Genomic DNA, 12,320 nt, shown 5'->3' on the forward strand with positions numbered 1-12,320 from the left:
CCAGCCTCAGCGCGGTTCCAGCGCGATCTCCCACACATGGGGCCAGCACTTGCCGGTGACCAGCAGGTGGCCGGTGGCGGGATCGAAGGCGATGCCGTTCAGCACATAGGGATAGACCAGCTTCGCCGGATCCGGATTGAGGCCCGAGAGGTCGATCCAGCCGAGCATCTTCCCGTCCACCGGATCGATGATCGCGATGAAGTGGCTCTGCCAGACATTGGCGTAGAGCTTGCCGTCCGCATATTCCAGCTCGTTCAGGAAGCCCAGCGGCGCCACCGCATCGGAGACGAAGATGGTGCGCACCCGCTCGAAGGTGGCGGGATCGCGGAAGACGATGGAGGAGGAGCCGTTGCTGGTGATGAGGTGGGTGCCGTCATGGGTCATCCCCCACCCCTGCTCGGTGTAGCGGAAGTCCCCGATCCGCTCGAAGCTCCTGCGGTCGTAGACGTAGGCGTGGTTGTCGAGATAGGTGAGCTGGTAGATGCGGTCTCCCATCACCGTCACGCCTTCGCCGAAGACGTTGGGGTCCAGCGCCCGCTCGCGCAGCACCCGCCCGCTCTTGAGATCCCACTCGATGAGCCGCGAGCGTCCGTAGAGGCCGGTGCCTTCATAGATGGTGCCGCCCTCCAGCACGAAACCCTCCGTGTAGGAGGAGGTGTCGTGCGGATGCACCTTCACCACCCGGTAGCGGTAGACCGGGATGGCGCTCTGCCCCAGCACGCGCTCGCGGGTGAGCTGGACCGGCCCACGGGTGGGCGGCTCGCCGGCGAACGTCTGCTCGCCCGCCGCAGAAGCGCGGCCGGCGGCCAGCGCCGCGAGGCCGAAGCCGGCCATGCCCTTCACCAAAGACCGTCGCCCGATCATTCCCCGTCCGACCATTGGCGCGCTCCCGTTGTGGTTGTTCGCGACATGGTCGGCGCCGGCCGTGGCGGGCGTCAAGCTCAAGCCATCAGACGCCCGCCGCACCGCCGTCCGCGCGCGGATCATGGGCGCCTTCGAGCTGCCCGCCTGGGTGGATCACCACGCCGCCGGCATGGCCCATGGTGTCGGAATAGGCCTCCGGCAGCACCACCAGTTCGTGGCCCACGGACAGGAGGCGGTCCACGAGATTGCCGTCGAAGCGGGATTCGAGCTTCAGATTGGTCTCCTGGTCGCCCCAGGTGCGGCCCAGCAGCCAGCGCGGCCGGGCGATGGCCTCCGCGAGCGGCACACCGAACAGCGCGTGGCGGGTGAACACCGCCGCCTGCGTCTGCGGCTGCCCCTCTCCGCCCATGGTGCCGTAGGCGAGGATGCGCCCGTCGGCAAGTTCCGCGAGAGCTGGGTTGAGGGTGTGGAACGGCCGCCGGCCGGGCAGCAGCGGGTTGAGCGCCTTCGGATCGAGCACGAAGCTGGAGCCGCGGTTCTGCATCAGCACGCCGGTCGAAGGCAGCACGCAGCCCGAGCCGAACTCGAAATAGATGGACTGGATGTAGGACACCGCCAGCCCCGAGGCGTCGGCGGCGCCCATCCAGATGGTATCGCCAGGCTTCGCCTCGTGCGGCCAGGCGAGCGCCCGGCCCATGTCGATCTTCGCCGCCCGCTGCGCCAGCGCCTTGGGATCAAGGAAAGCGGCGGGATCGTGCGGCAGGTGCTCGGGATCGCACACCACCTGCTGGCGTACCAGGAAGGCGCGCTTGGTGGCTTCCACGAGGCCGTGGATGTGCTCGAACGTCTCAGCCCGCGCCACCTTGAGCTGGTCGAACAGGCCAAGGATGAGGAGGGAGGCGAGGCCCTGGGTCGGCGGCGGGGCGTTGAACAGGCGGGCGCGACCGATCTTCATCTCCAGCGGCGGCCGCTCGCGAGCGCTGTAGCGCTCGAGATCGGCGCGCGTCACGGGGCTGCCGATGCGCTCGAGGTCCGCCGCCATCTCGCGACCCACATCGCCCCGGTAGAAATCGTCAAGGCCGGCGGAGGCGAGGTGGTCCAGCGTGTCGGCGAGGCGCGGCTGGCGCTGCAGCGATCCCTCCTCCGGCACCGCGCCGCCCGGCAGGAACACCTCGGCGAAGCCGGGGGCTTTCTCCAGTTCCGCCCGCTTCTCGCGGGTGAGCCGCGTCTGCGAGCGTGTCACCGCCACACCTTCGCGGGCGAAGCGGATGGCCGGCTCCAGCAGCCGGCGCAGGGTCATCCGCCCGCCATGGCTGCGCGCCGCATCGAGCGCCAGCGCCCAGCCGCCCACCGCGCCGGGCACGGTGACGGCGGCGTTCGGGCCGCGGGTGGGGATCGTCTCGAAGCCCAGCTCATGGTAGCGGGCAATGGTGGCGAGGCTGCCGGCGAAGCCGCACGCCTCTATGTAGCGCACCCGGCCGGACGGCTCGCGGATGAGCCAGAAGCCGTCGCCGCCCACATGGTTCATGTGCGGATAGACCACGGCGATGGCCGCCGCCGCCGCGATCATGGCTTCGACGGCGTTGCCCCCCTCGGCCAGCACCTCCTGCCCGGCCGCGACGGCGAGGTGGTGCGGCGCGGCGATGATGCCGCGGGCGGCGTGGGTGCTTTCATACTCTTCGGCGGCCAGCATCGGGGCTCCTCGCGGGCAGGACGGGAGAGGGATGGCACGGCCCCGGACTTGACCCGGCGACGCGCCCAGCGCAGTTTCCGCCCCTTATAGAGCAGCGGCCGGCGAAAGACTCCAGCGTCCGACGCCCGCCGCGCGGTTCGGCCGGATCGCGCCGAACGGTATCGGGAGACTGGAATGGCGGGTTTGGGCAAGACTGGGGGCGGCAGCCTGTTCACAGTGGCGAGCGCCACCGCGCTGATCGCCACCGAGGCCTTCGCCACCGCCATTGCCGCCGGCTGGGCGCTGGCCGGTCTGATGCACCTCGGCGACATCGGCGAATATGGCCTGATGGCCCTGTTCAGCCTCGTCGCCCTCTATATCTCGGTGAAGTATTTCCGCCGCGCCTATGCGGTGGAGATGTCGCTCACCTGAGCCGCCTCACGGCTGCCAGCGCGTCACCACGTCGGCCAGAGGCGGGCGCGGACGATCCTCCGGCCGCGTCGCCGGCCGGCCGACATGGATGAAGCCGGCCACCTTCTCCCCCGCCCCGACGCCGATGAGCGCCGCCGCAGCAGGGTCGCGGCCCGGCCATTTCAGCAGCCACAGCGCGGAAAAGCCCAGCGCCGTCGCCGCCACCACCAGATTCATCGCCGCCGCGCCAGCCGAGAGAATCTGGTTGAATTCGGGGATCTTCGCCGCGGGGTCCGCCCGGCTGACCACCACCACGGTCACCGGAGCCCGCATCAGATAGTCCCGCCACATGCGCGCCTTGTCCGGCGCGAGGCCCGGGTTCTGCGCGGCATAAAGCGCATCGAGCCGCGCGCCGGCGGCTTCGCGCGCCTCCCCCTCGATGACAATGAAGCGCCACGGCACCAGCCGGCCGTGGTCCGGCACCCGCGCGGCGATGGCGAGCATGCGGTCCAGCTCCTGCGGCGTTGGGCCGGGCGCGAGCAGCGCGCGGAGCGGCAGGGAGCGGCGCGTCTCCAGCAGGTCGAGCGTCGCGGACGACACCGGCACATCCGCCAGCGGCGCCTCATAGGCGAACGCCGCGCCGTGGCCGTGCGGGCGGGAGGGAGCCTGCGGATCAGCGGATTGCGATGCGGCGGCCTCGGCCATGGCGGCCTCCTTCGGAACGGGCGGGGAGCGCTCATGAATAGATGCGCCGCCGCAAAATAGAATGAGGTACAATCGAACTAGAAGTCTTCGCATGGCCCGCGCCGGCGGCCCATCACCTCCCCGCGCGGGCGGCGCCGTCAGGTCAAGGAATGACCCGCTCCATGCTGCGCAACAAATCAAGCGGCGCCGTCGCCCAACATTCATGTACCAAAGCGGGAGAGATGTGTTAGTCTGCATGTTGGTCGGAGCCGTGCGCCCGAGTGCGTGGGCATGTTTTCCGACCTGTCATATAGGCTGCGAGGCGAGACGCGGGTGGCTGGAACAGGCGTTGTGCGAAGGCGGATATCAAGACGCCCGGAGCGTGCAAGTTAAAGTGTGGCACGTAGAAACGCATCATTGTCCGGCAGTGGTGGATGGCCCTAAGCCAAAATTGGCGACTGACCTCAACGGAAATACACATGAGCCGTAACCGAGACTTCCGAGAGCCGCGCCGCCGTGGCTTTGACGACGATTTTGCGCCGCCGCGTGACCGCGGCTTCGGAGGGGACCGCCCCTTTTCCTCGCCCAGCAGCAGCTTCAGCGCCCCCGCCCCCTCCGGCCCGCCCATCGACGCCACCGTGAAGTGGTTCAACCCTGAGAAGGGTTTCGGCTTCGTCGAGCTGTCCGACGGTTCGGGTGACGTGTTCCTGCACGCCCGCGCCCTTGAGGCCGCCGGCCAGGAAAGCGTGCCCCCCGGCTCCAAGCTGTCGGTGCGCGTCGGCCAGGGCCAGAAGGGCCGCCAGGTCACTGAAGTGCTCGAAGTCGACACCTCGACCGCGGAGGCCGCTCCGGCCCGCCGCAGCTTCGGCGACCGTCCCGGCGGCTTCGGTGGTGGTGGCGGCGGCTTCGGCGGCGCCCCCCGCGCCGGCGGCGGCCCCCGTGCCGCGACCGGCCCCACCGAAGAGCGCGTGGGCACCGTGAAGTGGTACAACCCCGAGAAGGGCTTCGGCTTCATCGCGGTGGAAGGCGGCGGCAAGGACGTGTTCGTGCACGTCACCGTCATCTCCCGTTCGGGCCTCAGCGATCTCGCCGAGGGCCAGCGCGTGGTGGTGCAGGTGGGTCAGGGCCCCAAGGGTCCGGAAGCCCGCGGCATCGAGCTCGCCGACTGATCTCGCAGATCCCTTTGCCGCCGGCCGGTTCTTCCGGGCGGCGGTGAAGAGCAATGCAACCAGCGGTGCCGGGCGCAAGCGCGGCGCCGTTTCCGTTTTTGCAGTTTCCGTTCGCAGGCCCAGCCTGCTGGCGATGCCGGAGTTGAACACGAACATGGCGCAACAGGCCGAGGCTGACCTCGCAAGCCTTCTCGATCGCCTCAAGGCGGCCCAGCGCGAGCTGGTCCTCACCGCAGCCAAGGGCTCCACCCTTCCCTCCGACGGCATGCTGCGCAAGATTTCCGAGCTGGAAGGCGCCATCGCCGCCACCGAGGCCCTGATGCAGGAAGAAGGCGTCCGGCGCTGAGCCGTCCGTCCGCCCGCCTGATCCTCCCCGAATCCGCAGTGCGTTACCCCGGCTAACGGCCGGGTGGACCTTGGGCGTCCGAGCCTGTAGCGTGCACCGCAACAAAGGGGCGGGGCGGAAAGGCACGGGTCGGGATGCTGGCGCACAGCACGGGCGCATCGGGATCAGGCGCAGTTTCCAGCGAATACGAGCGCCGGCGCCGCGCCTTCCGCTGGATGCTGCCGGAGCGCTACAACATGGCGGTCCACGCCTGCGACGCCATCGCGGCGCAGCATCCGGACCGTCCCGCGCTCTTCCTGCCCGACGGCAACGGCTTCTCCCCCGTCTCCTATTGCGCGCTGGCGCGGCTCTCCAACCGGCTGGCCCATGCGCTCGTCGCGCAGGGCATCGGGCCCGGCGACCGGGTGGCCATTCTCCTCCCCCAGTCGCTCGAAGTGCTCGTCACCCATCTCGCCGTCTACAAGATGGGCGCCATCGCGGTGCCGCTCGCCGGCGCGTTCGGCGTGGATGCCATCGCCTACCGGCTTCTGGATTCCGGCGCCCGCGCCCTCGTCACCGACGATGCCGGCCTCGCCAAGCTGGTCGCACGGCCGGAAACGCTCGATCTGGTGGTGAATGTGGACGGCCCGGGCCATGCCGCCGTCGGCTTCTCCGCACTGGTGGAGGCGGCCTCTGACCGTCCGCTCCCCATCGCCTCCGGCCCGGACGATCCGGCGCTGATGATCTATACCTCCGGCACCACGGGCCAGCCCAAGGGCGCGCTGCACGGCCACCGGGTGCTGTTCGCCCATGTGAGCGGCGTCACCTTCACCCATGATGGCATCGGCCAGGCGGGCGACCGCATGTGGACGCCCTCGGACTGGGCCTGGGCCGGTGGGCTCTTGAACACCGTGCTGCCGGCGCTGGCGCTGGGCGTGCCGGTGGTGGCGCAGCCGCGCGGCAAGTTCGATCCCGAAGCCGCCTTCGCTCTGATGAAGACCGCCGAGGTGCGCAACGTCTTCATCCCGCCCACCGCGCTCCGCATGATGCGGCAGGTGCCGAACCCCCGCGAAAAATTCGACTTCGCCCTGCGCACGGTGGGCTCGGCCGGCGAGGCGCTGGGGGCGGAGACGTTCGAGTGGGGCCGCGAGGCGCTCGGCGTTCCGGTGAACGAGTTCTACGGCCAGACGGAATGCAACTACGTCATCGGCTCCTCGGCCGCGCTGGGCGTGGCCAAGGCCGGCGCCACGGGCAAGGCCGTGCCCGGCCATGAGGTGGCGGTGCTGGGCGAGGACGGGCGCATTCTGCCGCCGGGCCAGATGGGCCAGATCGCCGTGCGCGCGCCGGACCCAGTGATGTTCCTGAACTACTGGAACCGCCCCGAGGCCACTGCCGACAAGGTGAAGAACGGCTGGCTCCTCACCGGCGATCTCGCGACGCGGGACGAGGAGGGCTATTTCCACTTCCTCGGCCGCGATGACGACGTCATTACCTCGGCCGGCTACCGCATCGGCCCGGCGGAGATCGAGGACGTGCTGCTGAAGCACCCCGCCGTCGCCATGGCGGCGGCCGTGGGCAAGAAGGACCCGCTGCGCACGGAGATCGTCAAGGCGGTCATCGTGCCCATGCCCGGCGTGGAGCCCACGCCGGAGCTGGAAGCGGAAATCCGCGACTTCGTGCGCACCCGCCTCGCGTCCTACGAATATCCCCGCGAAATCCAGTTCGTGGACGAACTGCCGCTCACCACCACCGGCAAGGTGATCCGCCGGATGCTGCGGGAGTAAAGCGTTTTCGAGCGAAGTGGGGACCGGTTCGCGTGAAGAAACGCGTCGCCACAAAGAGCGGCCTAAGCCTTGTATTGCTGCGCCAGCGCGTCAGCGCTGCGTGCGAACAATGCCGCATCCACCCCCACGGCAGTGAAGACCGAGCCGGCCGCCATGTAGCGGCGGGCCAGCGCCTCGTCGCCCACCACCAGCACGCCGCCGCGATTGCCGGCGGCCGTGATGCGCTTGAGCCCGTCCTCGATGGCTTCCACCACCTTCGGATGGGTGGGCTGGTGCAGGAGGCCCATGGAGGCGGAAAGATCGCCGGGGCCGATGAAGATGCCGTCCACGCCCGGCACGGCGGCGATCTCCTCCACCTTCTCCAGCGCTTCCAGCGTCTCCACCTGCACCAGCACGCACATTTCGTCGGCGTAGCGGGTGAAATAATCGCCGATGCGGCCGAAGCGGGTGGCGCGGGACGCCACCGCATAGCCGCGGATGCCATCCGGCGGATATCGTGTCGCCGCCACCGCCGCGCGGGCCTCCTCGGCATTCTGCACCATGGGAATGAGGAAGCTCTGGGTGCCGATGTCGAGGAAGCGCTTCAGCGTCACCGCATCGTTCCACGGCACCCGCACCACCGGCTGGGTGGCGTAGCCCACCATGGACTGGAGCTGATTGAACACGTTGGGCAATTCGTTGGGCGCGTGCTCGGTGTCCAGCACCAGCCAGTCGAAGCCCGCGCCGGCCAGGATCTCCGAGACATAATTGGAGGGCACGGCGCACCACAGGCCGATCTGCTGGGTGCCGGCATGGAGCGCGCGCTTGAACGGGTTCTCGGGCAGGTGCATGGCGTTTCCTTCGGGGATTCTTATTGGGGCGAAGCCTCACTCCGGCCGCAGCATATCCGGCACGTCCTCGCCCAGCACCATGCCGGCAAGCATTTCGCCCAAAGCCGGGGCGAACTTGAAGAGGTGGCCGCCAGCGAAGAAGTCCACCGCGCCCCGGCGCACCACCTCAAGGCGCTCGGATTCCCAGGGCGCACCGTCGTCGGGATGCTCCAGCGAGGTGGAAACGCAGCTCTCGATGGTGAAGCGCGAGGTGTCGAGGCCGGGGAGCGTCTCGGCTGCCAGCGCCAGCGTGTGCTCGATCACCTGGTCGGGATGGCCGCCGCCGCTGCGGTCGGTGTCGCTCGGCTCCAGTCCCACGGCGAACAGGCCGTCATGCAGCGCCGGCAGGCCGTAGGTGTAAAGCACGCCGTGGCGGTGGTCGCTCTTGTCGCGGAAGGAGACCATGGGCCGCGTGGCGAGATCGCCGGTCATGGGGAAGAGCAGGCGCTGGTGGACGCTGTAGACCTGCGGCACCTTCACGCCCATGGCGCCGGAGAGAACCGGCGTCTGCATGCCCGCCGCCACCAGCACGCGCCGCGCCCGCCAGATGGCGCTGCGGGTGGAGACCAGCACATGGCCCGACCGCTGGGTGAGGCCCAGCACCGGCGTGTGCTCGTGAAGCGCATCGCCCAGCGTCGCGGCCAGCCATTCGATGCTGTCGCGGGCGCGGATGGTACCGGCCTCCTCCTCCAGGATCACCGGCCGGGACCACGGGCGATGCACCGGCAGCATCTGTTCCTGCTCGGCCGGAGAGACGAAGCGAACCTTTAGACCGAGCCCGGCGAGGCGCTTCAGCTCCGCCTCGGCCTGCGAGACGATGAGGAAGGAGCCGGTGCGCTCGAGAAGAGGGCGGCCGGCCTCCTCCTCCCACCGCGCCCAGCCGGCGCTGGCCTTGCGGGCGAGCCAGAGCATCTTCGGGTCGTTATAGGCGGCGCGCATGATGCGCGAGCCGCCGGCCGACTGGGCGCCGCCCGCCGCGCCGGCATCGAAGCAGCGCACGGAGATGCCGAGGCGCGTCAGCACATGGGCGACCGACAGGCCGACAATGCCGGCACCGACGATGGCGATCTCGGTGTCCTCGAACGGCAGGCGGGGGGTCGATGCGGGCATGAAGGCCTCTCGCGATTCGGCACACGACCCGTCGTAACATGCTGACCATGGCCACGCTTTACGCGCTGCAGCAGATTTTCCCCCACTCCCCACCCGGGACCTTCGGTGCTATCCAAGGCGTCCTTTTTGAAAGCGGCGCACAAGACGCCGCGCGCCCGAGGATCTGCCGGCCATGCTCACCACCAATCCCGCCTTCGACCGCATCGGCGAGGAGAACGCCTTCGCCGTTCTCGCTCGCGCCACGGCGCTTCAGGCGGAGGGGCGCTCCATCCTCAACCTCGGCATCGGCCAGCCGGACTTCCAGACGCCGGCCCACATCGTCGAGGCCGCGGTGAAGGCGCTGCGCGACGGTCAGCACGGCTATACGCCGTCCGTTGGCATCCTGCCCCTGCGCGAAGCGGTGGCCGGCGATCTCAACCGCCGCTATGGCGTCGAGGTGGACCCGAACCTCGTGATGATCATGCCGGGCGGCAAGGTCACGATGTATGCGGCCATCCGCCTGTTCGGCGAGCCCGGCGCGGAAATCCTCTATCCCGATCCCGGCTTTCCCATCTACCGCTCCATGATCGAGCACACCGGCGCGACGCCCATCCCGGTGCCGATCCGCGAGGAGAACGGCTTCGCCTTCTCGGCCGATGAAACGCTGGCCCTCATCACGCCGAAGACGCGCCTGCTCATCATCAATTCGCCGGCTAACCCCACCGGCGGCGTCACGCCTGCGTCCGAGATAGACAAGCTGGTGAAGGGCCTCGCCGCCCATCCCCATGTCGCCCTCATGTCGGACGAGATCTACGACCGCTTCCTGTTCGACGGGGAGGAGCACCGTACCCTCCTTGCCTATCCCGAGATCCGCGACCGGCTGATCCTGCTCAACGGCTGGTCCAAGACCTATGCCATGACCGGCTGGCGCCTCGGCTATTCGGTCTGGCCCAAGGGCCTCTACGACCAGGTGCGCAAGCTGGCGGTGAACTGCTGGTCCTGCGTCAACGCCGCGACACAATATGCCGGTATCGCCGCCCTCGAAGGTCCACAGGATGCGGTGTTCGCCATGACCGCCGAATTCGACGCCCGCCGCCGCATGGTGGTGGAAGGGCTGAATGCCCTGCCCGGCGTCACCTGCGCGACGCCCAAGGGCGCCTTCTACGCCTTCCCCAACATCACCGGCACCGGCTGGACCGCCGCCAAGAAGCTCGCCTCGGCGCTGCTGGAGGAGGCGGGCGTCGCGGTGATCGGCGGGCCGGATTTCGGCGTCCATGGCGAGGGCTATCTGCGCCTCTCCTACGCCACCTCGCGGGAGAACATCACCGCAGCGCTCGGCCGCATGGGCGACTTCCTCGCCGCCAACCGCAAGGTGGCCTGAGGCGTGGGGGCGGCACGGCGGTGGACGGGCCGGCGGGCGCTTCTCGCCCTCGCCCTCGTTCTGCTGGCCTTCTCGCCCGTGCTGCTGGTGCTGACGCGCCCGCTGCCGGACGGTCCCGCCCCCATGGTCGCGCCCGCTTTGCCGGAGCCTGAGCCGGAGCCCGCCGTCCCGGCCGATGCGGACCTGCCGCCGGGCCCGTCCCCGGCGCGCCCTCAGCCGCCCCGCGCAGGCGGCAGCGATACGACGACGCCGGAGCGCTGGAAGGTGGTCGTCGCCTGCCCGCGCGAGAAGGTGTCGGGCGGCCAGTACAATCGCTGCCTCTATGACGTGACCCGCACGTCCGAGCAGGCGCTGGAGGCGGAACTGGCCAACGCCTTCACCGTCATCGAGGCGCGCACCGACCTGCAAGGCACCCAGCGCGCGCGCTGGAAAACCCAGCTGGACGAGGCGCAGTCGCGCTTCCTCCTCTTCCGCAATCTCGACTGCCAGGGCGTCGCGCCATTCGAGGGGCCGCGCGGCATCGGCAATTTCGAGCAGCGCTCGCTCTGCCTCATCGCCGCCAACCGCGGCCGCGCCGCCGACCTGCGCGCCCGCTACGGCTCGCCCCAGGTGGAAGGCGACACTGCCAAGCCGGGCCCGACCGGCCCCGAGCCGCGCGACGGCACCTGGACCCACGCGGTGCCGCCGCCGGTGGAATGAGCTGATCCCTGTGATAGGGTCCGGCGCCCGCGCAGGGCGGGACGACGCAGGGCACGACAATCGGAGGCAGCCGTGGCGAAAGTGGTCTGTGTGGGCGAGGTGATGGTGGAACTCGCCCGCGGTTCCGACGGGCGCTTCGGCCTCGCCTTCGGCGGCGACACCTTCAACACGGCAGTCTATCTCGCCCGCGCCGGGGTGGACGTGGCCTATGCCACGGCGCTCGGAGACGACGCATTCTCCGGCGACATCCTCGCCCTCGGCGCGGCGGAGGGCGTGGACATGAGCCTGATCCCGCGCGTAAGCGGCAAGGTTCCGGGCCTCTACCTCATCACCACGGACAATGCCGGAGAGCGCAGCTTCCATTATTGGCGCGATACCGCCCCGGCCCGCTCCCTGTTCGAGGCGGACGGCTGGCAGCAGGTGGCAGCGGCGCTGGTGGGGGCGGGCGCGGTCTATTATTCCGGCATCACCCTGTCGCTTTATTCCAACCAGGGGCTCGGCCGCTTCCTCGCCGCTCTGGAGATGGCGGGCGGGGCCGGCGACAGCCGCAGCGGTCCGCCGGCCTGGCGGGTGTTCGACGGCAATTTCCGCCCGCGCGGCTGGGGCGGCGATCTCTCCCGCGCCCGCACCGTGTTCGCCGAGGCGCTGAAGCGCTCGAGCATGGCGCTGCCCACCTTCGAGGACGAGGCGGCCCTTTGGGGCGATGCCTCCCCCGCCGCCACCATCGAGCGCATCACCACCTACGGGGTGAGCGAAGTGGTGGTGAAGAACGGGGCCGGCGGCGCGCTGGTCCATGCCGAGGGTCGCACCGTGGAAGTGCCGGTGGAGCGCGCCGTCTCCCCCCTCGACACCACGGGCGCCGGCGACAGCTTCAACGCCGGCTATCTCGCCGCCCGCATCGCCGGCGCGACGCCCGAAGCCGCCGCCCAGGCCGGCCACCGCCTCGCCGCCGAGGTCATCATGCACCGCGGCGCCATCATCCCCCGCGCCACCCAGGAGGGCGCCACGGCGCATTGAGGGAAAAGTTGCCCAATGTACCATTGAGTGGTACATTGGGTCTAGATCGGGGGGCAAAATGATCGTCAGCTTCCGCGATACGTGGCTGGAAGCGTTCTTTGTCGATGACACGCGCTCCCGCCACATCCCGGCGGATATCGAGGATCGGCTGTTCCGAAAGCTCCAAATGATCGACGACGCGACCACCGATCAGGATCTGCGCGTGCCGCCCAGCAACCATTTCGAGAAGCTGCGCGGTTCGCTCGATGGTTTTCACTCGATCCGCGTGAACCTGCGGTGGCGCCTGATCTTCCGTTGGGACGGGGAACGCGGCGAAGCTTTCGACCTCTACCTCGATGACCACAGCTATCGGTGAG

General features: G+C 69.5%; 13 protein-coding genes. 8 read left to right on the top strand and 5 right to left on the bottom strand.

The genetic code is table 11. The features are described from left to right. Positions 1–6: 6 nt before the first annotated feature. Entirely contained in the window at positions 7–879 is an 873-nt protein-coding gene (locus tag ACT54R_RS10230; protein WP_476325925.1) for a glutaminyl-peptide cyclotransferase, read from the bottom strand. 70 nt (positions 880–949) lie between these two features. Further along, complete coding sequence (locus ACT54R_RS10235; protein WP_476325927.1) at positions 950–2,557, bottom strand: gamma-glutamyltransferase family protein; 1,608 nt, start codon at positions 2,555–2,557, stop codon at positions 950–952. 174 nt (positions 2,558–2,731) lie between these two features. Between ACT54R_RS10235 and ACT54R_RS10240 the strand changes: the two genes are divergently transcribed. Continuing rightward, positions 2,732–2,968, top strand: a complete 237-nt coding sequence (locus tag ACT54R_RS10240; protein ID WP_476325929.1) for a hypothetical protein — start codon at positions 2,732–2,734, stop codon at positions 2,966–2,968. A gap of 6 nt (positions 2,969–2,974) precedes the next feature. Here the strand turns inward: ACT54R_RS10240 and ACT54R_RS10245 are convergent, their stop codons facing one another. After that, positions 2,975–3,652 carry a nitroreductase family protein gene (locus ACT54R_RS10245; protein WP_476325931.1) on the bottom strand — a complete coding sequence of 226 codons (678 nt, stop codon included), beginning with the start codon at positions 3,650–3,652 and terminating at the stop codon, positions 2,975–2,977. A gap of 458 nt (positions 3,653–4,110) precedes the next feature. Between ACT54R_RS10245 and ACT54R_RS10250 the strand changes: the two genes are divergently transcribed. The 3 genes from ACT54R_RS10250 to ACT54R_RS10260 all read left to right on the top strand — a co-directional run bounded on the left by ACT54R_RS10250 (position 4,111) and on the right by ACT54R_RS10260 (position 6,909). Further along, on the top strand, positions 4,111–4,800 hold the full coding sequence (locus tag ACT54R_RS10250; RefSeq protein ID WP_168458530.1) for a cold-shock protein: 690 nt from the start codon (positions 4,111–4,113) through the stop codon (positions 4,798–4,800). A 154-nt stretch (positions 4,801–4,954) separates the two neighbouring features. Beyond that, on the top strand, positions 4,955–5,146 hold the full coding sequence (locus tag ACT54R_RS10255) for a hypothetical protein (protein WP_029556187.1): 192 nt from the start codon (positions 4,955–4,957) through the stop codon (positions 5,144–5,146). 134 nt (positions 5,147–5,280) lie between these two features. Further along, positions 5,281–6,909: an AMP-binding protein gene (locus ACT54R_RS10260; protein ID WP_476325933.1), complete on the top strand. Its 1,629-nt coding sequence runs from the start codon at positions 5,281–5,283 to the stop codon at positions 6,907–6,909. A 62-nt stretch (positions 6,910–6,971) separates the two neighbouring features. Here ACT54R_RS10260 and ACT54R_RS10265 read toward each other — a convergent pair whose 3' ends face one another. Together ACT54R_RS10265 and ACT54R_RS10270 are read right to left on the bottom strand one after the other, a co-directional pair. Further along, a complete protein-coding gene (locus ACT54R_RS10265; RefSeq protein WP_476325935.1) occupies positions 6,972–7,739 on the bottom strand; it encodes an aldolase/citrate lyase family protein in 768 nt (255 codons plus the stop codon). A gap of 36 nt (positions 7,740–7,775) precedes the next feature. Next, the gene (locus ACT54R_RS10270) at positions 7,776–8,888 is read right to left on the bottom strand and encodes an NAD(P)/FAD-dependent oxidoreductase (RefSeq protein ID WP_476325937.1); all 1,113 of its coding nucleotides are present in this window, start codon (positions 8,886–8,888) and stop codon (positions 7,776–7,778) included. Positions 8,889–9,060: 172 nt separating this feature from the next. Between ACT54R_RS10270 and ACT54R_RS10275 the strand changes: the two genes are divergently transcribed. The 4 genes from ACT54R_RS10275 to ACT54R_RS10290 all read left to right on the top strand — a co-directional run bounded on the left by ACT54R_RS10275 (position 9,061) and on the right by ACT54R_RS10290 (position 12,319). Next, complete coding sequence (locus tag ACT54R_RS10275) at positions 9,061–10,248, top strand: pyridoxal phosphate-dependent aminotransferase (protein ID WP_476325939.1); 1,188 nt, start codon at positions 9,061–9,063, stop codon at positions 10,246–10,248. A gap of 3 nt (positions 10,249–10,251) precedes the next feature. Beyond that, the gene (locus ACT54R_RS10280) at positions 10,252–10,947 is read left to right on the top strand and encodes a lysozyme inhibitor LprI family protein (protein WP_476325941.1); all 696 of its coding nucleotides are present in this window, start codon (positions 10,252–10,254) and stop codon (positions 10,945–10,947) included. Between the two features lie 72 nt (positions 10,948–11,019). Continuing rightward, the gene (locus ACT54R_RS10285; protein WP_476325943.1) at positions 11,020–11,964 is read left to right on the top strand and encodes a sugar kinase; all 945 of its coding nucleotides are present in this window, start codon (positions 11,020–11,022) and stop codon (positions 11,962–11,964) included. Positions 11,965–12,022: 58 nt separating this feature from the next. Next, the gene (locus tag ACT54R_RS10290) at positions 12,023–12,319 is read left to right on the top strand and encodes a type II toxin-antitoxin system RelE/ParE family toxin (protein WP_476325945.1); all 297 of its coding nucleotides are present in this window, start codon (positions 12,023–12,025) and stop codon (positions 12,317–12,319) included. Position 12,320 lies beyond the last annotated feature (1 nt).

The organism is Xanthobacter sp. DMC47, from assembly GCF_056313845.1.

Bases quoted from the DNA above. Each gene is read 5' to 3' on its own strand.
- ACT54R_RS10275 (WP_476325939.1), top strand. From the start codon at position 9,061: ATGCTCACCACCAATCCCGCCTTCGACCGCATCGGCGAGGAGAACGCC.
- ACT54R_RS10250 (WP_168458530.1), top strand. From the start codon at position 4,111: ATGAGCCGTAACCGAGACTTCCGAGAGCCGCGCCGCCGTGGCTTTGAC.
- ACT54R_RS10290 (WP_476325945.1), top strand. From the start codon at position 12,023: ATGATCGTCAGCTTCCGCGATACGTGGCTGGAAGCGTTCTTTGTCGAT.
- ACT54R_RS10255 (WP_029556187.1), top strand. From the start codon at position 4,955: ATGGCGCAACAGGCCGAGGCTGACCTCGCAAGCCTTCTCGATCGCCTC.
- ACT54R_RS10245 (WP_476325931.1), bottom strand. From the start codon at position 3,652: ATGGCCGAGGCCGCCGCATCGCAATCCGCTGATCCGCAGGCTCCCTCC.
- ACT54R_RS10240 (WP_476325929.1), top strand. From the start codon at position 2,732: ATGGCGGGTTTGGGCAAGACTGGGGGCGGCAGCCTGTTCACAGTGGCG.
- ACT54R_RS10260 (WP_476325933.1), top strand. From the start codon at position 5,281: ATGCTGGCGCACAGCACGGGCGCATCGGGATCAGGCGCAGTTTCCAGC.
- ACT54R_RS10235 (WP_476325927.1), bottom strand. From the start codon at position 2,557: ATGCTGGCCGCCGAAGAGTATGAAAGCACCCACGCCGCCCGCGGCATC.
- ACT54R_RS10270 (WP_476325937.1), bottom strand. From the start codon at position 8,888: ATGCCCGCATCGACCCCCCGCCTGCCGTTCGAGGACACCGAGATCGCC.
- ACT54R_RS10265 (WP_476325935.1), bottom strand. From the start codon at position 7,739: ATGCACCTGCCCGAGAACCCGTTCAAGCGCGCGCTCCATGCCGGCACC.
- ACT54R_RS10230 (WP_476325925.1), bottom strand. From the start codon at position 879: ATGGTCGGACGGGGAATGATCGGGCGACGGTCTTTGGTGAAGGGCATG.